We start from the raw sequence: 22,921 nt of genomic DNA on the forward strand, positions 1-22,921 counted from the left end.
TGACGTCCTCCAAGGGTGCGAACTACAGGTAAACCAGGGTGCTACCTTGATGCGGCCGGCCTAGTCGAAGCGGCGTAGCCGGTCTCGCACCCAGGGCTTCGGTGGGGACCGCGAGCGCGCATCTGCGTATTCCTTCAGGCCGTGATCGATGAGGTCGTGGTTCCTCCAGCCATACAGGCAGGGCTCGGAGCGGTGGGTTCACGCTGGTCCGCACCTTGTGGCCGCCGGTGGTCCCAGGTAGCGCCGGCCCACCGATGAATCTTTAGGAAGCTGTCAGGAATGCTGATCTCGCTGTCCCGCCACCCTTGACCTTCCTAAAGTCGGTGCGGTGAGTGGCCACATCCTGATCGTCGAGGACGACCCCAAGCAGGCGGAGCTGATCCGCGTCTCGTTGGTGAGCGAAGGGTACAGCGTGACCGTCGTCCACGATGCGCCCGCCGCGTTCCGGTGTATCGAGGAATCGCCGCCGGATCTGGTGGTGCTGGACGTGATGCTGCCCGGCACTGACGGACTCGGCATCTGCCGATGGCTGCGCGGCCGGGGCGACACGCCGGTGCTGATGCTGACCGCGCGGTTCAGCGAGGACGACGTGCTGGCCGGCCTCGACGTCGGCGCCGACGACTACATGACCAAGCCGTACAGCCCCCGCGAGCTGGTCGCGCGGATCCGCACCGTCCTTCGCCGGGTCCGGGGCGGTGCCGCCGATCCGAACGCCGCGGCGCTCCGGGTCGGCGGCCTGCTGGTCGACCGGGCCAAACACCTGGTGATCTGCGACCGGCGGCCGGTGGCCTGCACGCCCGATGAGTTCGCCGTGCTGGCGGTGATGGCCGCGGCCCCGGGTCAGGTCTTCACCAGGGCTCAGCTGCTGCGGCACACCCGCGGCTTCAACCGGGCCTCCACCGAGCGCGCGGTGGACGTCCACGTCATGAACCTGCGCCGGAAGATCGAGCCGGATCCGGCCAAACCGGTCCGGCTGATGACCGTCTACGGCGTGGGCTACAAACTGGTTGAGAACCGCTGATGGCCGCACCGGTCCCGCTGTATCGCAGTCTGCTGGTCCGTCTGCTGGCCGCATCCTGTCTGATCGCCGGCTGCGCCATCGCGGCCACCGCATGGCTGGCCACCTCGACCGCCACCTCCGCGCTGGCATATCAGCAGGGGCAGAGCCTGCAGGCCGACGGTGAGATCGTCGAGCGGCTCAGCGGATACGCCGCGGACCACGACAGCTGGACCGGCGTCGCGTCCTTGCTGGACCAGCTGTCCGCGCAGTACCACATGCGGATCGCGTTGGTCGGGGCCGGCGGTTCGGTGATCAGCGATTCCACGAAGCCGTCGGCGTCGCTGCCGCCGACGGCCACCGCCACGATCGACCCGCTGAGCTTCGACACCTCCACCACGCCGGGGGCGCAGCGGCCGGGCATCGATCCGCGGGTGGTCGGCCCGTACCTGCTCACCGCACAGGAATCCTCGGCGCTGCGGCAGCTCGCCGACTATGAGGTGAGCTGTCTGACATCCAAGGGGGTGCAGGCTCAGGCGATCGAGTTGCCCACCGGGAGATACACGGTCCAGAGCAACGCGTCGGATCAGGCAGTGGCCGGCTGCGGGGGACTCGACACACGCATGACCGCGCCGACGGCGACCGAGGCGGGGCCGGCGCCGGCCTCGGTCGCCTTCGAGCCGACGGCGACCGAGGCGAAGCCGTTGGCCGATCTGGCGGCGGCCACAGGCGCCTGCCTGACCCGCCGAGGGGTGACGGTGAAGTTCGACCTGACCGTCACCACCGGCTTCCAGCTGCGCTCCGCACAGACCGAGGTGCTCGAACAGGGGGGACAGTGTCTGCAGGCCGCTCGTATCGATCAACTGCGCCCCTATGTGGCTCCCCCAGCCCAGCTCTACCTCGGCATCGGCACAACCGCCCGTGAGCATTTCGACCTGACCGGGCAGAACCGAAGCAAGATCATTTGGACGGCCGCGCTCGTGTTGGCGATCACCCTGGCCGTGACCACCCTGGTCGGGCTGCGGTTGGTCCGGCCGCTGAGAGCGTTGATCCACACCGCCCGGCAGGATCCGGCCGACTTCGCCCGGGCCCCGGTCACCACCCGGGACGAGACCGGCTACCTGGCCATGGCGTTCAACCAGCAGACCGAGCGCCGCCAGCAGATGGACGCCCAGCGCAAGGCGATGGTCGCGGACATCGCACACGAACTGCGCTCGCCGCTGACCAACATCCGCGGCTGGCTGGAGGTCACCCGCGACGGGCTGGTGGAGCCGACGCCGGACCTGATCACGTCGCTCCACGACGAGGCGGTGCTACTGCAACACATCATCGACGATCTGCAGGACCTGGCCAGCGCCGATGCCGGGACACTGCGGATGCATCCGCAGCCGATGCCGGTCCTGGCGCTGCTGCGACGCATCGTGGTCGCGTACCGTGCGCAGGCCTCGGACCTCGGGGTCGAGGTGGTGGTACAGGCCGAGCCCGGACTGGAGATCCACGCGGACCCCGAACGTATCCGGCAGGTACTGGGGAACCTCGTGTCCAACGCGCTGCGGCACACGCCGCGCGGCGGTCACGTCACGCTGACCGCGATCGCAGATCCGGGCGCCGTCGAGATCAGCGTGGTGGACACCGGAACCGGGATCTCCGAAGCCGACCTGCCGTACATCTTCGACCGGTTCTGGCGGGCGGAGAAGTCACGGAACCGCAGCACCGGAGGCAGCGGGCTGGGCCTGGCCATCGCACGGCATCTGGTGCAGGCCCACGGCGGCACGATCCGGGCGGAAAGCGCTATAGGGGTCGGAACGAATATGACGGTGCGACTACCGTCGCAGACCCCGGAGTATCGGCGCGTGTGACCTCGGCACCCAGCTCCGCCGCCCCGACGGGCGCGATGAGCCGGGCCACCTCATCAGCCGGCTGATTCAGTCGGCGATGCTGACAAGTTCCGAACAAGCACCCGTCACGCTGAAAATGCCGTCGCTTTCGGCGAGCGTGCCGAGATCCCTCGCGCGTTCGCGGCGATCGGCATTGCCGTACTCCGAAAGGATAGAAGTTGACATCACGACCTTCCCGCAGGATCGCCACCGCGGCCAGGCTCGCGGCGGCGGCGGTGCTGACCGCTACGTCCGTGGCGGCGGCCATGGAAACTCCCGCGACCGCGGCGGGTGCGACCGCCTACGCACTTCCGGCGTCCTTGGCCGGCCTGGCGTCGCCCGTCACGCTGCCGACCGGCGAGCAGTTCGACCTCAACGCGCACGGGACGATCACGCCGCTGAACCCCGACCCGCACGCGGACCTGACCGGCTTCGACGACCCCAGAGGGGATCACTATCTGATCCCGTCCGAGGCGATGCCCTATGCCGGCCACCAGTTGGACCTGTCGTTGTTCGATCTGACCAAACTCGCCACCGCGCAGGCGGCTCAGGGCTCCGGCCCGGGTCGGATCCCGGTGCGGTTGTCCTACCAGTCCGGTGTCACCCCGACCGCACCGGCCGGGATCACCCTCACCTCGACCAGCGGTGCCTCGGCCACCGGCTATTTCACGCCGGAGTCCGGCAAGGCCCTGGCGGCGGCGCTGCGTCAGCGACTCGCGGCGGACGTGGCCGCGGGCCGCTCGCCGGGGGCTTCCGGTCTGCCGTCCGGCTTGTCGTCGATGGCGCTGGCCGGCACCACGACGCCGGCGTCCTCGATGGCGCCGGACTCTCGGATGCGGGTCCTGCAGATCAACGCGATCGACGGGTCCGGTCTGCCGGCGAACCTGCCGATCCTGCTGGAGAACACCGACAACTCGCAGATCTCCAGCGTGGTGGCCCCGGTGGTGGACGGCGTCGCGCGAATCGCCGTCCCGGCCGGGAACTACGCCGCCTTCGGGGAGTTCTACCAGGTCGACGCGAACGGCTTCCCGACCAAGGACAGCCTGGTCACGCTTCAGGACTTCCAGGTCCCCGCGACCGGTGACGTCCCGGTGCGGACGCTGGACGCCCGCACCGCGACCTCGCAGGTGAACGTCACCACCGACCTGCCGTCGACGCCGACGGCGTTCGTCGATTTCGCGGTCCGCACCCCGGCCGTCGGGAGAAGTTTCACCATCTACCAGTTTGAGGCGCCCCCGACCGTGATGGCGGTGACGCCGGCGGCGAAGGCGGCCGTCGGGCAGTTCAGCTTCCAGACCCGCTGGAATTCAGCCGGTCCGGCCACCGGCCCGCAGTACCAGTACAACGCGTATTTCACCTCCGATCACGTGGACGCCGACCAGTCCCACACGGCCCACGCCGCTGATATGGCAAAGGTCTCCGACACTTTGGCGGGTGAGCCGGCTTACGGGTCTGAGCCCAGGCGCGTGGAAAGCGCCCCGCAGATACCGGGGCAGGACGCGTTCGGCATCCTGATCGGCAGCACTTTCGCGAACGGGACCACGGGGACCGGCTATTACACGCCCGGCCGGTGGGCCCGCGGGGTGGTCGGGCCGCCCGAGGACGCCGAGGGGCACCCCATCGACCGGTCCTTTGCGCAGGTCGATCCGGTCCAGCTTTCCCACGGAGATCACGAGAAGCACGTGTGGACTCAGGGCCCTTCGACGCCCGGGGTGCGACGGCACGACTCCGAAGACGCCGTCACGTACTGCGGCGCCTGCGTGGGTGGCGGCGGGCTGAATCTGAGCCTGAGCGACATCGGCGACAGCAACGAGGACACCTCGGGGCAGCAAACCGGAAACGTGCAGTCTGCCTACTACTGGAACGGCCGGCCGGTCACCTCGCCCGCAGGCTTCCCGAGCCAACTGGGCCTTGTGCTGGCGACTGTGCCGACGGGTCCGGCGACGGTGCGGGCCGTCATCGACGTGAATCGGGCGCCCCAGGGGGCGACGCAGTCCACGCAGTCCCACACCGATGTGTCGTTCCCGTACACCGGCCAGACCGATCCCGGTGCCACGTTGCCGGCGTCCGACGAGTGCCTGGCGGCCGAGATCGCCGGACATCCGACCGCGGCCTGTCAGATCCTGCCGGTGCTGACGGTCACCTACCGGCTGGCGGGCCTGTCGACGATGAACACCACGACGAAGCCGGTGCAGACGCTGGCCCTGGACATCGGCCACGAGCACTTCGGCAAGTTCGGGCCGCGGGCGGCGGTGACCTGCGCGCAGGTCTCCGTCTCCACCGACGGCGGCACCACCTGGTACGACGCACCGACTGTCGGCGCCGACGGGCACTACGTGGCCTTCTGGCACAACCCCGCCGCCGGGACGTCGATCACGCTGCGGGTCACCGCGAAGGACGCGGTCGGCGGCACCATCACCCAGACCGTCACCAACCCCTACACCGTCGGCTGACGCGGGAGTAAGAGGAATGATGAAGATACGCAGCCTTGTCGCCGTGGCCGGAGCCACGGCATTGACAGCGGCGCTGACTGTGGCGATGACGACGACGGCCACAGCCGCGACGCCTGCTCAAACCGCGGCGCGGCACACCACGAACGTGATGGACGCCTGCGGCCGCCCGGCACCGGGACAGATGCGGTGCTACGCGCAGGTCCGTACCGACGTGGCAGGCGGCCCCGCCGGAGTTCGCGGCGTCCACGGCGGCGCCCGCACCGCTGTCAGCGCGGCGGCCGCGACGTTGCCGTCCGGGCTCGGGCCGGCGGACCTGCACTCCGCCTACAACCTGCCGACCACCGGCGGAACCGACCAGACCGTGGGCATCGTCGATGCCGGCGACGACCCCACCGCCGAGGCCGACCTCGCCGTCTACCGGGCTACCTACAACCTGCCGCCCTGCACCACCGCCAACGGCTGCTTCCGCAAGCTCGACCAGAAGGGCGCGGCCACCCCGCTACCGGCGGATGCCGGCTGGGGTGTGGAGGAAGCGCTCGACCTGGACATGGTCTCGGCGGCCTGCCCGGACTGCAAGATCGTGCTGGTCGAAGGCGACTCCCCCGATGTGGCCGACCTGGCCGCCTCGGTCGACACCGCGGTGGCGGCCGGCGCCACCGAAGTCTCCAACAGCTACGGCACCACCGAGAACACCGAATCAGCCGCCTACGCCTCGCACTACAGCCATCCCGGCGTCGCGATCCTCGCCTCCACCGGCGACAGCGGATACCAGATACCGAGCTCCCCGGCGGTGTACCAGAGCGTGATCGCGGTCGGCGGGACCTCGCTGGTCAAGGCCGCGAACGCCCGGGGCTGGAGCGAGACCGCCTGGAGCGGGGCCGGCAGCGGCTGCTCGGCCTGGTTCGACAAGCCCGCCTGGCAGACCGACCCCGACTGCCCCGGCCGCATGGTCGCCGACGTCTCCGCCGTCGCCGACCCCCAGAACGGTGTGGCCGTGTACGTCACCGACAAGACCAGCCTGGGAGGGCCCCTGGTGCCCGGCTGGAACGTCATCGGGGGCACCAGCGCGGCATCACCGATCATCGCCGGCGTCATCGCGCTGAGTGGCCACCCCGCCCGCTTCCCGAACGCGGCATACCTGTACACGCACACCGACGGGCTGCACAACGTGGTCGGCGGCAATAACGTCCTCGGCGACCAGGACTGCGGCGGCGACTACCAGTGCAACGCCCTACCGGGGTACAACGGGCCCACGGGCCTCGGTACTCCGAACGGACTCGCGGCCTTCTAGTACCAGTACTCCAGCAGCGTTTCGGTGTTTGTGCTGGTCATCGGCCTCGTCCTGATTGTAGGGCGGGGCCGTGATCGTTGGGGCTGGCTCTGCACACTGGCCGCACCTCTGGATCCATCTGATGCTGACACGCCGTATATCGTGTGCCGACCAGGCCGGCGTCTGCTGATGCTGCCACCTTCGCGGCGACGTCCGCACCCGATGCGGTGTGGATTGGCGAAGGCCAACACGGCGACGACTGGAAGCAGCCGGATGCCAGAGGTGAGAGATAGCGCGCCTAACGTCTCCCGCGCGCACGCCGGGCGCGGAGATATTCGGTCAAGAGCACGCGCAGCGCGGCGGGTTTTCCCGGGGAGGCCGAGCGGCGCAGTAGTGCGGGGATGTCGCGGCGGGCAGCGGCCACGGTGAGTTCGTCCAGGCGAATCATGCAGCGGAACATGGCGCGGTGGGCGGGCGGAACGAGGTCCACCATGACCCCGGAACCGCCGAGTCCCTGCTCGACCCGGTCAAGCTGGCCCGAGATCAGGGCGTATACGGTCGGGAGGCCGCGAGCTTGTTCGAGATCGGCGCGGGTGACGCCGTGCTGGTCGAGGGTCTCCTGCGGGATGGTCAGGCGGCCATCTGCCAGGTCCTGGGCGAGGTCGTTGACGAAGTCGAGCCGTTGGGCGGCCTCGATGTACCTGCGGCAGGCGGCACGATAGGCCTCCCGGTCCTGGTCGGGCCCGAGCAAGGTCGCGATGAGCATGAAGGCCGGGAGTGAATATCCGTCGACGTATTCCTGATAGTCGGCGTCGGTGGCGAAGCCGGTGAAGTCGAGGTCTTTGTCCGCCGAGGCGAGGTAGCTCCGAACCCGGTCCCCCACGACGGGATACGCAGCGACGGTGTGCAGCAGCGGACGCAGCTGCGGGTTGGTGCTCTCCCCGCCGGCCAGGGCGTCGACCACCTCGTTCTCCCAGCGCTTGTACGCGTCCTGGCGTCCCTCGACGGGACCGCTGTCGATCAGGTCGTCGGTACGATGCATGAAGGCGATGGCAGCCAACGTATGCGGAATGAGCCTGGCCGGAAGCAGCAAGTCGGCGGCGATGACGATCTCCCGTTTGAATGCTCGGGCCTGCTCCCGCTGGCGGCCGTAGTCCTCGCGCAGTCCGACCTCGTCGATTCCGGCCGCGTCCAGCGCACGATTCCACCCAGCCATCCGACCACCCTTCACTAGCGTCCGAGGAAAGCCTGCCACGTACTCCGCATGCCAACAGAACGCCTCAGCGCACAACATCACGGCTTCAGAATCAGGGGGTGGCGATGGCGGCGAGGACTTTGTCGGTAAGGCGGTGGAGGTACGCTTCAGCCGTCCAAACCGAGCAGCTCGCGCCCCATGCGGACCAGTGTCGCGCGCACCTGTTCGGGGTCGTCGAGTTCGGCTGCGGACAGGGCTCCGTCGTGCAGCAGAACCATGGCGCGGCCCGCGTATTGGGGGTCTGGGTGGCCGGTGCGTTCGGCGAGTTTGACAACGGTGTCCTGGAACCAGGCACGGTGGTCGGCGACGGCACTGCGGACCGGGTCGTCGGGGTCGGGGTACTCGGCTGAGGCGTTGATGAAGTGGCAGCCGCGGAAGCCGTAACCACAGACGACGTCGCCGATAAAGTCCAGTAGCGCGGCGGCGCTTTCCTTCGGACCGGGTTCTTGTTCGAGCAGACCGTCGACGGCAGCACGCAAATCGGCGTCGGTGGCACGCAAGTAGGCCTCGACGAGGTCTTCCTTGGCCGGATAGTGGCGGTAGAAAGTCGCCCTGGTCACGTTCGCCTCGGTGACCAGACGATCCACGGGCACCGTGTGAATGCCCTCGGTATAGAACAGCCGACGGGCCGTCGCCAACAGCCGGTCCTTCGGGCTTGAAGCCATGCTCGACACCGCCACAGCCTACAAGAAGGAACGTTCTGTTGACCACTCCCGACCGGCGCCCTAGAGTCGGCGCCATGAGCAGAACGAACGTTACTTCTACCAGCCTCGCCGCAACAGTGGTCCTGGTGCACGGTGCGCTCACGGATGCTTCGGTGTGGCATGACGTGGCGCGGCGCCTGCAAGCTGCCGGCCACCCCGTCCACGCCCCGGCCCTGCCGATGCGCAGCCTGGATCAGGACGCCGCCTACCTCGCCGGGTTCCTCAGCCACTTGAGTGGCCCGGTGGTGCTCGCAGGTCACTCCTGGGCCGGCTCGGTCATCTCCCACCCGGACATCGCAGAGGTGGGAAACGTCGCCGCCCTGGTGTACGTCGCCGCCTTCCAACCGGACACCGCGGAAAGCGCCGGGGAGCTGAACAATCTGTTCCCCGGTAGCGGGCTCACTCCGGAAAACCTCGCGGTCGTACCGAACGCCCTCGCGGGTAACGATCTGACCCTGCTGCCCGAGCGCTTCGCCGAGGTCTATGCCGCGGACCTGGACCCCGCGGATGCGATGGTTCTGGCCTTCAGCCAGCGTCCGATCGATCCGGCGGCCCTGGCCCAAACGTTCACAGGGCTGCCGACATGGCGCTCAATCCCCTCTTTCGCAGTGGTGTCCACCAACGATCGCTCGCTGCCGCCGGCTGTCTTGCTTCACATGGCCGAACGAGCGGGCTCGCACATCGTCGAGGTCGCGTCCTCGCACGCCGTACCACTCGCCCAGCCCGGGGCGGTCGCCGACCTGATCCAGGAGGCCGCGCGCGCCGCTGTCACCAGCGATGCCGCCCTCTCGTCCTGAAAGGAATCACCACTATGTCCGATTCGAACTTCGGCGCCTACCTGCACCGCAACCAACTGTTCGCGGATACCGACGCCAAGGGCAGGGTTCCCGAGATCCCGTTCATTCCGTTCAAACAGCTGTATCTGATCACCTGTATCGATCCGCGGGTCGAGCCGGCGGCGATCGTCGGCGCGCAGCTGGGTGAGGCGATCATCGCCCGCCACGTCGGGGGTCGCGTCACTCCCTCCGTGATCCGCGACATGGCCTGGATCTGCCACCTTCACGAGAACAAGACCCCGGACGCCGACTGGTTCGAAGTGGCGATCATCCACCACACCGATTGTGGATCTGGCCTGTTCGCCGATCCTGAGCTTCGCCGCGGCTACGCGGCACGCGGCGGCTACGACGAGCAGACCGCAGCGGACATGGCGGTACTCGACCCGCACGCCACTGTCCAGGAGGACGTCAAGCGCCTGCGCAACGCTCCGGAACTAGCCGGCAGCATCGACCGCTTCAAGGTCGGCGGCTATGTCTACGACCTGCGGACCGGCCTGGTCACCACCGTCGTCCCGGCGGCCAAGAGTTCGGGAGGCTTCATTGCCGCCCATACGCCCCCGACCGGGCTGAGCTCGGGGCTCGTTGTGGGTGGGTAGAACACGGTCAGCCAGGCTCGGGAGCTGATTGACTCGGAGCCGGCCTAATGGCTGCCAGCCGCACCGCATCAACCGATGAGCACGGCTGGCAGCACCCAGGGCTCACGAGTCCGCGAAACCGAACCACGCGTTGTTTGGATTACCGACCCTTTCCGGGGTGTACACGCCGTTGCTGGAACCAGAGCAGTTGCTGCTCGTATAGGTCGTGAGAGTCACCGGCGTCTGCCACCACCAGCCGTTGACCGGGGTCTCCCAACCGGGGGTCGCCCAGCAACCGCTGACGTTCTGGTCGTACTGGTTGTAGCCGGAGATCCGGATCGAGTTGGCCTTGTGCAGATTGTCGAAGAAGTCGATCTGCTGGTTGCCGCCGTACGAGGAACTGTTGTCGGTGATGGCTTGCCAGTCGTTGCTGGACGACGTCGGGATGTTCACGACGGCACCCCAGTTCGAGGGAGTCCCGTAGCAGTTATAGGCGGTGTATGTGAAATAGGTCAGACTGCCCTTGAACCACCAGTTCGAGAACCAGGTCTCCCAGCGCCCGTCGGTGTTCACGCACGTCTGGACAGGGTTGCCGTTGTAGTCGGTGCCCTTCAGCAGGAACGAGTCGTTCGTGCCGGAGTTGTTGATCAGGAGCAGCTGCTGGCCGTTCGAGCCGGCGTGCGCGGGGCCCACCGCGACGACGGTGGCGGTGAGTGCGAAAACGCCGGCGAGGACAAGGCCGCCGAGCCGCTTGCGTATGTTCATACTGTCGATCATGCCAGAGCTGATCATCAGTACTCTACTACTGACCACACCAGGCAAGATGCCTGACCCGCGTGCCTGGGGAGTCAGATGAGTCCGCGGGTTCGCAGGAGCCTGCGTTCCAGCGGGGCGAAGACGGCCTGGTTGGCGGCCACGCCCAGGCCGAGGATGAGCAGGACGGTGGCGAAGGCGAGCGGCATGTTCTGGTTGTTGCGAGCCAGGTCCAGGACCTGCCCGATACCCGGACCCAGGCTCGGGGAGACCGCGATCAGCTCGGCGGCCATCAGCGAGCGCCAGGCGAAGGCCCAGCCTTGTTTGAGTCCTGACACGTAGGCCGGCAGGGCCGCCGGCAGCAGGACATGGCGCACGAGTGCGGGTCCGCGGGCACCGAGATTGTCCCCGACCCGGCGATAGAGCGGCGGGATCTGGTCGATGCCGCCGATCAGGCCGATGGTGATCGATGGGACGGCGCCCAGGAGGACGACGGTGTAGATGGTGGCGGGGGTGATGCCGAACCACATGATGCCGATCGGGACCCACGCCACCGACGGGAGGTTCTGGAGTCCGGACAGCAGGGGTGCCAGTGCGGCGCGCAGAGACCGGTTACTGGAGACCGCGAGTCCCAGCAGGGTGCCGATCACCAGGGACGCGGCGAAGCCGATCAGTGCGCGCGACATCGAGCCCCAGAGTGCGGAGCCGATCCGGTAGTGGGCCCAGCCGCCGGTGAGGGCGTCGTAGACGTCGCCGGGACCGGGCAGGACCCAGGCGGGCTTGATCCGGGCGAGGACCAGTGCGTCCCAGACCCCGAACAGGGCGGCGATCGCCAAGGCCGGGGGAAACAGAGTTCTAACCAATGTTCGCCAGGGCGATCTGCGCGGGGCGAGTCCGGTCTCCAGTGCGTCGAGACCGGCTTCGAGAGCGGCCAGTTCCCTGGGTGGCGGAGCGGCGGCGGTCGAGTCAGGCATGGCGGGCTATCTCCTTGCGCAGCTCGTCGGTGATCTCGACGGCCAGACTCGCGACTTCGGCGTCCTCGATGCGGCGCGGATGGTCGATGTCGACCCGCCACTGGCGTGCCAGGCGTCCGGGGCGGGACGAGAGCAGGACGACGCGCTGGCCCAGGCGTGCGGCCTCGCGGACATTGTGGGTGACGAACACGATCGCCAGGGGCGCCTCGGCCGCGGCGGCGCGCTGCCACAGGGTGATCAGCTCCTCGTGCAGGACGTCGCGGGTGATCGCGTCCAGTGCGGCGAAGGGCTCGTCCATGAGCAGGACTCCGGACTGCTGGGCCAGGGCCCGCGCCAGAGCCACTCGCTGACGCATGCCGCCTGACAGTTCGTGGACCCGCTTGTGCGCGGCTCCTTCCAGCCGCACCAGGCTCAGCAGGCGAACTGTCTCCTCGCGGCGAACGGCCTTGGGCACCTTGCGCAGTCGGAGAGCCAGGTCGATGTTCCCGGCCGCGGTGAGCCAGGGGAAGAGCGCCGACTCCTGGAACATCAGTGCCGCGTGCCCGCCGGGCAGGTCGATGCTTCCGGCGGTCGGGGTCTCCAGGCCGGCGATCAGGTTGAGCAGCGTGGACTTCCCGCAGCCCGACGCGCCCAGGACGCACACGAGCTCTCCGGCGGCCACTTCGAGGTCGATGTCCTCCAGAACCGGCACGGCATCCCGCCCGAAGGCCTTGAAGACCCCTGACAAACGTACGGCGACAGGCGCGGCGGTCCCGTGCGCCTCAACGGAGGCTGTAGCGGATTCGCCAGTAGGTTCCAGGTCTGCTGCCCAGGGCGCTGTGCCGGGGCTGGTCACATGGGTCATGGATCTTGTCCTTCGTCACTGGGCACCGAGCCCGTCGGCGCTCACAGCCGGCTGCCCGGCGGCGGCCAGGGCTTGGTTGAGCAGGGTCAGGTCGAAGATGCCGGACAGCGCCGAGGCCTTGATCAGGCCGTCGGCGACGGCGTGGTCCAGGTTGGTCTGGAGACTGCCCGCGACGGGATCCTCGGTCACCGACTCCCGCCCCCACGCGCGCGCGATCACCGCGGGTTTCAGCGGTGTTCCCGATAGCGCCGCGACCTGGGTGTTCACCAATGTCTGCGCGGCGGCCGGGTTGGCCTGGACCCAGGCGTTCGCCGCGATCTCCGCGCTGATCAAGGCTCTGACGGTCTGGGGATGCCCGGCGAGGTAGCCGGTGGCGACCACAAGATCCGTCGTGGCGAAATCGCCGCCCGGCCACAGCGTGCGTTCATCCACGAGCACGTGCCCGCCGCCTTCCAGCACCAGCCGCGAGGCCCACGGCTCGGGCACCCACGCCCCGTCGATCCTGCCGTTCTCGAAGAGCGTGAGAGTCGCCGCGTTGTCAGTCGGCTGCACCTTGACGTCCCCGGACCCCTGCACTGTCGTGGCGTACCCATGCTGCCCCAGCCAGTAACGCAGCGCCACGTCCTGGGTATTGCCCACTTGCGGATCGGCGATCGTCCGGCCCCGCAGTTCCGCGACGGACGTGATCCTCGGGCTCACCACGAGCTCGGCGCCGCCGTCCTCCGCCCCGGCGACGATGGCCAGACCCCGGCCGTGCGACTCGACGAACGCGTTCAGCGCCGAGGAAGGGCCCACATAGGCGGCGTCGAGTTGCCCCGACAACAACGCGGTCATCTCGTCGGGACCGGAGGAGAAGATCTGAGTCGAGAGCTTCGTCGGACCCAGCTTCGCCGCGAAGTACCCCCCGGCCACTCCCACGATCGCTGTGGTGTGGGTGACGTTGGCGAAATACCCCAGACGCAGCGACGCGGCCGGAGCACCCGCGGTCCCGCCCGCCGCACCGCCCTGGACAGCGCCCACCGACGCGGTCGTCTCGGCGTGCACGCACGCGCTCAGCAGGACGGACATCGCGGCTGCGGCGACCATCCCGATCCGGCGTGTCACAGGGCACTGCCGATCTCGCCGAGGGACCGGCCGATCATGCCGGCTGTCAGCGTGTCGCCCGTTGGCTCGTCGACCAACAGGAAGGCGCCGCTGTGCCGGTTCACGGCGTAGTCGTCGGCGACGATCGGCGCGGAGGTCCGCAGCAGCAGCCGCGCGATGTCGTTGGCGCGCAGCTCCCGCGGGTGCGGGCAGGTCTGCAGCGTCGTGATGTCCAGCCGGTGGACGATCTCGGTGACGATCGCCTTGACCGTGCGCGTCGTGTGCCGCAGCAACACCCGGTCGCCGACCCGCAGCGGACGGTCCGCGAGATGGCAGACCGTGGCGCTCACGTCGCGGGTCGTAGCGGGCGCCGAGGCGGTGGACGCGATGAGGTCGCCGCGCCCCACATCGATGTCGTCCTTGAGCCGGACCACGACGGACTGCGGCGCGAAGGCCGTGTCGGCGGCCGTCCCGCCCACGTCGATCCCGGCTATCGTCGAGCGCTGATCCGAGGGCAGCACCACGACCTTGTCGCCGGTGCGCAGGACCCCGGACACCAGCTGTCCGGCGTAGCCGCGATAGTCGTGCTCGGCGGACCGGATCACGTACTGCACCGGGAAGCGGGCCGGCTCGTTCGAAGGGTCGTCGGCGACGGGGATCCGCTCCAGGTGCTCCAGCAGGGTGGGGCCCTGATACCAGTCCATCGAGTCGGAGCACTCGACGACGTTGTCGCCGCGCAGCGCGGAAATCGGGATCGCGGACACCGCCTCGACGCCGAGACGGCGGGCGTGGCCCCGGAGTTCGGTCGCGATGCCGGCGAACACGTCCTCGTCGAATCCGACCAGGTCCATCTTGTTGACCAGGAACACCATGTGGGGGACGCGCAGGAGCGCGGCTATCGCCAGGTGCCGTCTGGTCTGCTCGACGACGCCGTGGCGCGCGTCGATCAGGATGGCCGCCAGGCGGGCCGTGGAGGCGCCGGTGACCATGTTGCGGGTGTACTGCACGTGGCCGGGGGTGTCGGCCAGGATGAACCGGCGCCCGGGGCTGGCGAAGTACCGGTAGGCGACGTCGATGGTGATGCCCTGCTCGCGCTCGGCCCGCAGGCCGTCGGTCAGCAGCGCCAGGTCGGCCGAGGCCAGGCCGCGGTCGCGGGAGGCCCGCTCGACGGCCGCCAGCTGGTCCGGCATCACGGCCTTGAGATCGTGCAGCAGCCGGCCGACGAGCGTGGACTTGCCGTCGTCGACGCTTCCGGCGGTCGCCAGTCGCAGCAGATCCGCGGTCTCGGGCGGGTGCGGCGCGAAGCATTCGGCCTTCTCTGGCTTCTCTTGGTGGAGCCCGGTTGCCGGTGTCATCAGAAGTAGCCCTCTCGCTTTCGGTCTTCCATCGCGGCCTCGGACATCCGGTCGTCGGCCCTGCTCGAGCCCCGCTCGGTCAGGCGCGAGGAGGCGATCTCGGCGATCACCTCGGCGACGGTCGCCGCCCGCGAGTCGATCGAGGCGGTGCAGGACATGTCGCCGACGGTGCGGTAGCGCACCGTCCGGCTCTCGACCCGCTCGCCGGCGCGCGGACCGCCCCAAGCCCCGGGGGCCAGCCACATGCCATCGCGGAGGAACACCTCGCGGGTGTGGCTGAAGTAGATCGACGGCACCTCGATCCGCTCCTGCTCGATGTAGGACCAGACGTCGAGCTCGGTCCAGTTCGACAGGGGGAAGACCCGGACGTGCTCGCCGACACGGTGCCGTCCGTTGTAGAGATGCCACAGCTCAGGACGCTGACGCCGCGGATCCCACTGGCCGAACTCGTCGCGCAGCGAGAACACCCGCTCCTTGGCCCTGGCCTTCTCCTCGTCCCGGCGACCGCCGCCGAAGACCGCGTCGAAGCGGTGCGAGCGGATCGCGGCGAGCAGAGGGACGGTCTGCAACGGGTTGCGGGTGCCATCCGCGCGTTCGGTCAGCCGGCCGTCGTCGATGTAGTCCTGCACGGCGGCGACGTACAGGCGCACTCCGGCCAGCGCCCCGATCCGGTCCCGGTACTCCAGGACCTCGTCGAAGTTGTGGCCGGTGTCGACGTGCAGCAGGGGGAACGGGAGCCCGGCCGGCGCGAACGCCTTGCAGGCCAGGTGCAGCATGACGATCGAGTCCTTGCCCCCGGAGAACAGCAGGGTCGGCCGTTCGAATTCGGCGGCCACCTCGCGGAAGATGTGCAGCGCCTCGGCCTCCAGGACGCCGAGATGTGAGAGCGTGTAGTCGCGCGGTCTCGCCAGCCCCATTGCAACCCCTGGTTCCCTCGTCCCGGGCACGGTCGTCGTGTGTGGAACCGTCGTCATGTGTGGATCCCGCATTCGGTCTTGGCCGAGCCGGCCCAGCGGCCGTCACGGTTCTCGCTCGGTCGCGTGCACGGCGCGCACCCGACGGACGCGTAGCCCTGGGCCAGCAGTGGGTTGACGATGATCTGATGCCGCGCGGCGTACGCCTGGAGATCGGCCTCGGTCCAGTGGGCCAGAGGGTTGATTTTCACCATCCCGCGGGCCGCGTCATAGCCGACGACGGGTGTGTCGGCCCTGATCGGCGACTCCTCCCGGCGGACTCCGGTGACCCAGGCGAGGTAGGGGCCCAGAGCCTGGTTCAACGGCACGACCTTGCGCAGCCGGCAGCACAGGTCCGGATCCCGCTCGTGCAGCCGCGGGCCGAACTGCGCGTCCTGCTCGGCGACGGCCTGGGCGGGGGTGACGTCGACGAGGGTGATGTCGCAGACCGCCGCGACGGCGTCCCGGGTGCCGATGGTCTCCGGGAAGTGGTATCCGGTGTCCAGGAACAGGACGTCGACGCCGGGGACTGCCTCGGCTGCCAGATACACCAGCACTGTGTCGGCCATCGAGGAGGCGACGACCAGCCTGGGACCGAACGCCGTGCCCGCCCAACGGAGGATCTCCAGGGCGTCGGCCCCCTGGAGTTCGCGGCCTGCCCGGACCGCGAGCTGTTCCAGGTCACCGGTCAATCGAGTGCTCTTCTGCATGCGCTCCCCTGCTTTCCCGGCTCGAACCATTGATGAAAGACGCGCCACGGACGGTGATACCGCCCATAGCGGCTTCCGTCATGTCCACGGTCGAGTTCTTTAATTAGGCTTTACTCGGCGTCACGCCGTCGAGACCTGTGAGTTGCGGAAACCCGACTTGGCAGGAATTCGCCAACAGCCGCGTGCGGCACCGAAGAACTCCACGTCATCGCTCCTGAGCTGCGCATACATCACCGATGATCGTGCACCATAGGTGTAGACCAGGTATTGACGAGCCCGACTGCCGTCTTGACTCCTGATATCGCCGAGCGTACTTTCCGGAGCGTCCGGCGGCCCTTTTCGACATCCGCCGGACAAGTGCCCGGCAGGCGTCCGGCGCAATCGCGCCGCATTTCCATTTTGTTTCCGAAAGGTGTCGGTCGTTATGCGTGTCCTCATTCTCGGCGGCGACGGCTTCTGCGGCTGGCCGACGTCCCTGCACCTGTCGGACCTCGGTCACGACGTCACCATCGTCGACAACCAGAGCCGGCGGCGGATCGACCTCGACCTGGAAGTCGAGTCCCTCACCCCGATCCGGCCGCCCGGCGAGCGCATCCGGGCCTGGCGGGAGGTCTCCGGACGGGACATCGGCCTGGTCCGCCTCGACCTGGCGACCGAGTACGAGCGGCTGACCGCGCTGCTCGCCGAGCTGCGTCCCGACGCTGTCGTGCACTTCGCCGAGCAGCGCGCCGCGCCGTACTCGATGCGCTCGGCGACGGCCAAGCGCTATACGGTCGACAACAACGTCCGCGCGACGCACAACCTGCTCACCGCCCTCGTCACCAGCGGCGTCGACGCCGCGCTGGTGCACCTCGGCACCATGGGCGTGTACGGGTACGGATGGTCGGGGTCCGCACCGATCCCCGAGGGCTATCTGACCGTCAAGGTGCCGACCCCCGACGGCGACCTGGAGCGGGAGATCCTGCACCCGGCCAACCCGGGCTCGGTCTACCACCTGACCAAGACGCTCGACCAGCTGATGTTCGCGTTCTACACGGCCAACGACCGGCTGCGGATCACGGACCTGCACCAGGGCATCGTCTGGGGGACCCAGACCCCGCAGACGGTCCGCGACGAACGGCTGATCAACCGCTTCGACTACGACGGCGACTACGGAACCGTCCTCAACCGCTTCCTCATGCAGGCGGCCATCGGGCACCCGCTCACCGTGCACGGGACCGGCGGGCAGACCAGGGCGTTCATCCACATCCGGGACACCGTCCGGTGCGTCCAGATCGCTTTGGAGAACCCGCCGGAAGCCGGGGCGAAGCCCGCCGTCTTCAACCAGATCACCGAGACGCACCGGGTGTACGACCTGGCGAAGATGGTCAGCGACCTGACCGGGGTCGAGATCGCGCACCTGCCGAACCCACGCCGGGAGGCCGTGGAGAACGATCTGGTGGTCCGCAACGACCGGTTCCTCGCGCTCGGCCTGAACCCGACCACCCTGTCCGACGGCCTGCTCGCCGAATGCACCGACATCGCGGCGCGCTACCGGCACCGGGTCGACCTGTCGAAGATCATCGCGAGGTCGGTGTGGCGGGCCGGGATGCAGACCGCCGAGGACCTGATGACCGAACTGCCGGACGGGACGGACCCGCTCGTCCCGACCGTCGCCCAGCCCTGAGTCGGAAGAACCGGAGGGAACCAGTCATGGTGAAGCGGGACCGCGTGCGCGGCATGAACGCGGCCCTGGCCAGCGGCGAGGCCGGCGTCGGCGAGATGAGGCCGGCCCGCTCGCCGATGCGGCCCCGGCAGCTGGCCGTCGCGTCCGTCGTGGCGATCGCCGGATCGGGCCTGGGCCTGGTGACGTACCACAAGGTGGCCACGAAGACGCCGACCTTCAGCGGCCAGGTGACGCCGTCGCACACCTACTACCTCAACTTCCCGACGACCGGGACGGTGCTGACGCTGACGGTCAAGCCCGGCGAGCACGTGAAGGCCGGACAGCCGCTGGCCACGATGGACAGCAGCGTCGCCGCGGCGGACCTGTCGGCGGCGCAGGCCGCGGTCACCGCGGACACCGCGGTGGTGGCCGCCGACGAGGCTCCGCAGGCCTCGCCCACCGAGCAGGCACAGGACCGGCTGAGCCTCACCCAGGCGACCGCGGCCGTGGCCACCGCCAAGAGCGCGCTGAACCTCGCGCAGACCAACGACCAGCACACGATCGCCGAACAGACGGCGGTGGTCACCGGGGATCAGAACACTTACAACACCGACAACGGCCACTACACACAGCAGTGCGCCCCGTCCTCCGCCACGACGTCATCGTCGGGCCCGACGCACACGCCCTCCTCCAGCCCCAGCCTCAGCACCACACAGAGCAGCAGTACGAGCCTGGCGCAGATGCAGTTCTGCCAGAACCTGCAATCGCAGGTGAACCGTGACTCGACCGAGTTGTCCACGGCTCAGGCCGAGTTGGCGAAGGTGCAATCCTCGACCCAGTTGGAGGAGACGCATGATGCGGACGACGTGACACAGAGCGAAGCGATCCTCACGGCCGCGCAGCAGAAGGTGTCCGCCGCGGCCCAACCGCTGACCTCCGCGGTCATCGCCCAGGCCAAGGCGGACCTGGCGACCGCGCAGTCCCAGGTCGCCAGTGACCAGCTGGCCGTGCGGAACGCGACGCTCACGGCCCCGGCCGACGGCGTCGTGGCCGACGTCGCGGGAGCGGTCGGGGACATCACCGGATCCGACGGCGTGCACAGCTACGTGGGCCCGGCCGCCCAGCCGGGGACGGAGGCGAATCAGCAGCCTGGCTTCCAGTTGTTCGTGCCGCCGGCGGCCGCCAACGGCGGGACCGGGCAGGCGTCCGCCTACCAGCCGCTCATCACCGTCTACGCGGGCACGCTCGACGTCGTCGCCCAGATACCGGAGCAGAACATGACCACCGTGCACGTCGGCGAGCCGGCGAAACTGGGCTTCTCGGCGACGCGGACGTCGGTGACCGGCAAGATCGGCCAGGTCATGCTCGACCCGGCGCGCGTCCCGGGGACGACGACGTACTACGACGTCCTGATCTCGATGGACACGGTCCGGCCGGAGATCCTCGCCGGCATGACCGTGGACGTCGAGCTGTTCTGATGCCCGCCACGATGGACGACGCCAAGGGCCTGGCCCTGCTCTCGGTCAACCTCGTGGTCCTCGTACTGGTCGTCTGGCAGCCGCTGTCGCGCCGCCACGACGATTCGGACCAGGGCACGGACCGCCTGGTGAAGCTGCCACCGTTCCGCAAGCCCTCGACGCGGCGCCTGCTGGCGTTCCTGGCCGTGGGACTGGCGGTGAGCACCGGCATCATCGGGATGCGCGACTTCCAGGTGCTCAGGGTGTACCAGGTCTTCCTGTCCGATGTGGTCGGCACGATCGACCGCGACCCGGCCGCCGCGACCGCCTACGCCGAGCACATCACGCCCCTCGTTCCGGCGGCGGTCGTGGGATATCTGATCACGATCGCGGTCGTACTGCCGGCCACTCCCGGCCGCCGCATCGTGATCCTGCTGCACGCGCCGCTGTTCGTCGCGGTCTGCGTCGCGTCGGACAGCCTCATCGGACTCGCCGGGACGGCGGCCGGCGTCCCGGTGGGACTCGTCCCGATCGCCGGGATCTACCTGGAGTACACCCTCGGCTTCATGATGATCTTCCGGCTGTCCTTCACCACGTACGCCCTGCCGCGAGTCACTGCGCAGCCGGATCTGCGGCGCGGCGACTGGCATGACACGCTGACACTGCTGTCCTGCCTGATCGGGGCGACCGGGATCATCGGGACCCTGGCCCTGGTGATGATCGAGGCCGTCGGCGACCACCCGGTGACGGTGTTCGTCATCATCGTCAGCCTGCGCACCGCGGTCTCGGACTTCGTCTACATCCTGCTCGGGCTGGTCAAGTGGACCGGTAGCCGCCGACCGCGGCCCGGCCCCGAGCGACCCGCGCTGGACGTCATCATCCCGGCCTACAACGAGGCGGTGGGGATCGAACGATTGCTGCGCTCCATCGACCGCGCGGCGGCGGCCTACGGCGGACCCGTCCGGGTGATCCTGTGCGACGACGGTTCGACCGACGAGACGAGCGCGCTCGCCGAGGCCACGATGCTCGCCTACGGCCACGCGACCGGGGAAGTGATCCAGGGTGCTCACGGCGGGAAGGCCAAGGCGCTCAACCTCGCCCTCCAACGGTGCACCGCGGACTACGTATACCGGTTGGACGCCGACTGCGCGATCGACTCGGACGCCTTCGTTTACAGCATCCCGCATTTCCTGGCCGATCCCCGGGTCGGCGTGGTCGGCGCGCTGACCGTCCCGAAGGAGCCCTACAGCACCTGGATCGACCGGATGCGGGCCATCGAGCAGATCTTCAACTTCGGATTCTCGCAGGTGATGCTGTCCCAGGTCGACGCGGTGCCGTGCATCCTGGGCAGCTTCACCGCGTTCCGGCGCGAGGCGGGTCTGGCGCTCGGCGGGTTCGTCAGCGGGATGTTCGGCGAGGACGCTGAGTTCACCTGCGGGCTGGGGCGGCTCGGCTGGCGGGCGGCGCTGGATCCGCGCATCGTGTCCTACGAGGACGTCCCACCGACCGTCAAGGACCTTCGCGTACAGCGGTTCCGATGGGGAATGGGAGGGCTGATGAACTTCGGCCGCTTCACACCGTTCGGCAACGGGGCTCCGGGACCGCGGTTCTGGTATCAGCTCCCGAAGAGCGCCGGGATCAGGCTGTTCTCACCGGCGCACTTCTTCATCATGATCCTGGCGCTCCAGTACGCGGCGATCGTGCCCGGCGCGCAGCACAACATCCTGAAGTTCTTCGGCTTCTTGCTGATCTCGTTCCTGCCGGGACTGGTGCCGCGTCTGATCATCCTGGTCTACTACCGACGGCTCGACGTACTGCCGTGGGCGCCGCTGTGGCTGGTGTTCGCGATGCTCAAACGGGTGTTCCTGCTGGAGGCGATCCTGGCCTGCGGAGTCCGCCCGGTCCGTCCGCCGCTGGCGGTCCGGGGCCGCTATCCGACGTGGAGCGCGTTCTGGCGCCCCGCCGCCGCCAGGGCCCGCTCAACCACCCTTCCCTGACGCGGCGAGGGCGGACAGGATGCCGAGCGAGACCTGGGGAAAGGGGCCGGCGCAGGTCGGACAATACGCGGACTGGGCCGGATCGTTGAGCCAGTAACCGTCGACCGTCCCCTGCACGGGCCCGATGACCTTGACGACGGCCTGCGCGGTCACCGCGTGGCCCGTCGGGTTCGTGCTGATCCCGGCCAGGATCTTGGCACCGGCGTTGCTGTGCCGAGCCTGAGCCGCCGCCGCGGCGACGAAGGCGTCGTACTTGGCCATGTCTGTTTCAGAGCCCTGCGCCTGGATGTCGATGACGTCGGCGTCGCCGGCGATCGAGCCGACCAAGCCGGAGGCGAGGAACCGGCTGTAGCGGTCCTGGGCACCGGCGGACTTCGTCAGGTCGACCGCCGGGGTGGCAATGAACAGCAGATGGTGCTGGTGGACCAGTTGTGCGGCCAGCTTGTCGTAGTGCGCCGGATCGAGCTGTTCGGCGACAGGGGTCTGCGACCAGCTCTCGTTGTCGTAGAGCACGGCCCGGATTCGCGGGTCGAGCTTGCCGGAGCTCACGGCTGCCTGGAGGGCGGCGTAGCTGGTGAAGCTGGCCGTGGGCGTGCTGGTCCAGCCGTCGGGGACGGACCAGTCCTTGGCGTTGGTGATCACGTAGGCTCGCGGCGTGTCAAAGAACTGTTTCGTCAGAATCCCGGTGGTGTCGGCGGCGCGCAGCTGAGTCAGCGTACTGCCACCGATGATCCATGACAGAGCGCCGGTTCGGCCACTCTGGGAACCGGACGGGGATGTTGGCGCAGAGTTGGCGGGTGCCGACGTCGGCGGCAGGGATGTCGGTGGCACAGATGTCGGTGGCACGGATGTCGGTGGATGTGAGGCACGGCCAGTGCATCCGGCTGTCGCGGCGATCGCGAGCCCCAGCGCGGCGATGCCGAACCGGCGCAAAACCTTCACAGAGCTCCACCATCCATCCCATCTTGGTGATGAGTCCGATTATGGGACCTCGACGGTAGGCGGCGGGTTAAAAGCTTGGCCAAATGCCGATCAATCCCGCACACGCACGAAAGGCTTCTTGTCCGATGGATTCCGGACATGGCGAACGCATCCCCAGTGAGGTGGCAACGTCCGGATATCAGGGTATGTAAAGGCTCAGCCCGCGGCGGCGCGGCCCGGTCTGACCGTCCCCGCGCCGTCG

20 protein-coding genes are annotated in these 22,921 nt (G+C 68.7%); 9 read left to right on the forward strand and 11 right to left on the reverse strand.

Going from position 1 to position 22,921, the window contains the following annotated elements; translation table 11 throughout:
* Window positions 1-328: 328 nt before the first annotated feature.
* Window positions 329-1,021 (forward strand): response regulator, encoded by a 693-nt coding sequence (locus ABH926_RS30550; protein WP_370369335.1) that lies wholly within the window; start codon window positions 329-331, stop codon window positions 1,019-1,021.
* Window positions 1,021-2,856 (forward strand): sensor histidine kinase, encoded by a 1,836-nt coding sequence (locus tag ABH926_RS30555; protein WP_370369336.1) that lies wholly within the window; start codon window positions 1,021-1,023, stop codon window positions 2,854-2,856. Before ABH926_RS30550 ends, ABH926_RS30555 begins: the two co-directional genes overlap by 1 nt.
* Before the next feature lie 66 nt (window positions 2,857-2,922).
* On the opposite strand, the gene ABH926_RS30560 is transcribed toward ABH926_RS30555, so the two are convergent.
* The gene (locus tag ABH926_RS30560; protein WP_370357269.1) at window positions 2,923-3,060 is read right to left on the reverse strand and encodes a hypothetical protein; all 138 of its coding nucleotides are present in this window, start codon (window positions 3,058-3,060) and stop codon (window positions 2,923-2,925) included.
* Here ABH926_RS30560 and ABH926_RS30565 point away from each other — a divergent pair.
* Window positions 3,054-5,327, forward strand: a complete 2,274-nt coding sequence (locus tag ABH926_RS30565) for a hypothetical protein (protein WP_370369337.1) — start codon at window positions 3,054-3,056, stop codon at window positions 5,325-5,327. The two genes, ABH926_RS30560 and ABH926_RS30565, sit on opposite strands and share 7 nt — an antisense overlap.
* A 16-nt stretch (window positions 5,328-5,343) precedes the next feature.
* Entirely contained in the window at window positions 5,344-6,618 is a 1,275-nt protein-coding gene (locus tag ABH926_RS30570; protein WP_370369338.1) for a S8 family serine peptidase, read from the forward strand.
* 277 nt (window positions 6,619-6,895) lie between these two features.
* On the opposite strand, the gene ABH926_RS30575 is transcribed toward ABH926_RS30570, so the two are convergent.
* Together ABH926_RS30575 and ABH926_RS30580 are read right to left on the reverse strand one after the other, a co-directional pair.
* A complete protein-coding gene (locus ABH926_RS30575) occupies window positions 6,896-7,813 on the reverse strand; it encodes a phytoene/squalene synthase family protein (protein ID WP_370369339.1) in 918 nt (305 codons plus the stop codon).
* Between the two features lie 146 nt (window positions 7,814-7,959).
* The gene (locus ABH926_RS30580) at window positions 7,960-8,517 is read right to left on the reverse strand and encodes a TetR/AcrR family transcriptional regulator (protein WP_370369456.1); all 558 of its coding nucleotides are present in this window, start codon (window positions 8,515-8,517) and stop codon (window positions 7,960-7,962) included.
* A gap of 38 nt (window positions 8,518-8,555) precedes the next feature.
* Between ABH926_RS30580 and ABH926_RS30585 the strand changes: the two genes are divergently transcribed.
* Both ABH926_RS30585 and ABH926_RS30590 read left to right on the forward strand, forming a co-directional pair.
* Window positions 8,556-9,353, forward strand: a complete 798-nt coding sequence (locus tag ABH926_RS30585; protein WP_370369340.1) for an alpha/beta fold hydrolase — start codon at window positions 8,556-8,558, stop codon at window positions 9,351-9,353.
* Window positions 9,354-9,367: 14 nt separating this feature from the next.
* Complete coding sequence (locus tag ABH926_RS30590) at window positions 9,368-9,988, forward strand: carbonic anhydrase (protein WP_370369341.1); 621 nt, start codon at window positions 9,368-9,370, stop codon at window positions 9,986-9,988.
* A gap of 102 nt (window positions 9,989-10,090) precedes the next feature.
* Here ABH926_RS30590 and ABH926_RS30595 read toward each other — a convergent pair whose 3' ends face one another.
* The 7 genes from ABH926_RS30595 to ABH926_RS30625 all read right to left on the reverse strand — a co-directional run bounded on the left by ABH926_RS30595 (window position 10,091) and on the right by ABH926_RS30625 (window position 16,639).
* Window positions 10,091-10,732, reverse strand: a complete 642-nt coding sequence (locus ABH926_RS30595) for a hypothetical protein (protein ID WP_370369342.1) — start codon at window positions 10,730-10,732, stop codon at window positions 10,091-10,093.
* An 83-nt stretch (window positions 10,733-10,815) separates the two neighbouring features.
* On the reverse strand, window positions 10,816-11,694 hold the full coding sequence (locus tag ABH926_RS30600; protein ID WP_370369343.1) for an ABC transporter permease: 879 nt from the start codon (window positions 11,692-11,694) through the stop codon (window positions 10,816-10,818).
* Window positions 11,687-12,538 carry an ABC transporter ATP-binding protein gene (locus ABH926_RS30605; protein ID WP_370369344.1) on the reverse strand — a complete coding sequence of 284 codons (852 nt, stop codon included), beginning with the start codon at window positions 12,536-12,538 and terminating at the stop codon, window positions 11,687-11,689. The genes ABH926_RS30600 and ABH926_RS30605 overlap by 8 nt, the downstream gene beginning before the upstream one ends.
* 15 nt (window positions 12,539-12,553) lie before the next feature.
* Entirely contained in the window at window positions 12,554-13,642 is a 1,089-nt protein-coding gene (locus ABH926_RS30610; protein WP_370369345.1) for an ABC transporter substrate-binding protein, read from the reverse strand.
* Window positions 13,639-14,976 (reverse strand): sulfate adenylyltransferase subunit 1, encoded by a 1,338-nt coding sequence (locus ABH926_RS30615; protein ID WP_370369346.1) that lies wholly within the window; start codon window positions 14,974-14,976, stop codon window positions 13,639-13,641. The genes ABH926_RS30610 and ABH926_RS30615 overlap by 4 nt, the downstream gene beginning before the upstream one ends.
* Entirely contained in the window at window positions 14,976-15,893 is a 918-nt protein-coding gene (gene cysD, locus ABH926_RS30620) for a sulfate adenylyltransferase subunit CysD (protein ID WP_370369347.1), read from the reverse strand. Before cysD ends, ABH926_RS30615 begins: the two co-directional genes overlap by 1 nt.
* A 53-nt stretch (window positions 15,894-15,946) precedes the next feature.
* Entirely contained in the window at window positions 15,947-16,639 is a 693-nt protein-coding gene (locus tag ABH926_RS30625; protein WP_370369348.1) for a phosphoadenylyl-sulfate reductase, read from the reverse strand.
* A gap of 424 nt (window positions 16,640-17,063) precedes the next feature.
* On the opposite strand from ABH926_RS30625, the gene ABH926_RS30630 reads away from it, so the two are divergent.
* From ABH926_RS30630 to ABH926_RS30640, 3 genes are read left to right on the forward strand one after another with little or no spacing between them, the layout of a single operon-like run.
* Window positions 17,064-18,305: an NAD-dependent epimerase/dehydratase family protein gene (locus tag ABH926_RS30630; protein ID WP_370369349.1), complete on the forward strand. Its 1,242-nt coding sequence runs from the start codon at window positions 17,064-17,066 to the stop codon at window positions 18,303-18,305.
* 26 nt (window positions 18,306-18,331) lie between these two features.
* Window positions 18,332-19,762 carry a biotin/lipoyl-binding protein gene (locus ABH926_RS30635; RefSeq protein ID WP_370369350.1) on the forward strand — a complete coding sequence of 477 codons (1,431 nt, stop codon included), beginning with the start codon at window positions 18,332-18,334 and terminating at the stop codon, window positions 19,760-19,762.
* Window positions 19,762-21,738, forward strand: coding sequence for a glycosyltransferase (locus ABH926_RS30640; protein WP_370369351.1), 1,977 nt, complete (start codon window positions 19,762-19,764; stop codon window positions 21,736-21,738). Before ABH926_RS30635 ends, ABH926_RS30640 begins: the two co-directional genes overlap by 1 nt.
* On the opposite strand, the gene ABH926_RS30645 is transcribed toward ABH926_RS30640, so the two are convergent.
* The gene (locus ABH926_RS30645) at window positions 21,721-22,380 is read right to left on the reverse strand and encodes a hypothetical protein (protein WP_370369352.1); all 660 of its coding nucleotides are present in this window, start codon (window positions 22,378-22,380) and stop codon (window positions 21,721-21,723) included. The two genes, ABH926_RS30640 and ABH926_RS30645, sit on opposite strands and share 18 nt — an antisense overlap.
* Between the last annotated feature and the right edge of the window lie 541 nt (window positions 22,381-22,921).

The sequence above is a fragment of the Catenulispora sp. GP43 genome, from assembly GCF_041260665.1.
GTDB lineage: Bacteria > Actinomycetota > Actinomycetes > Streptomycetales > Catenulisporaceae > Catenulispora.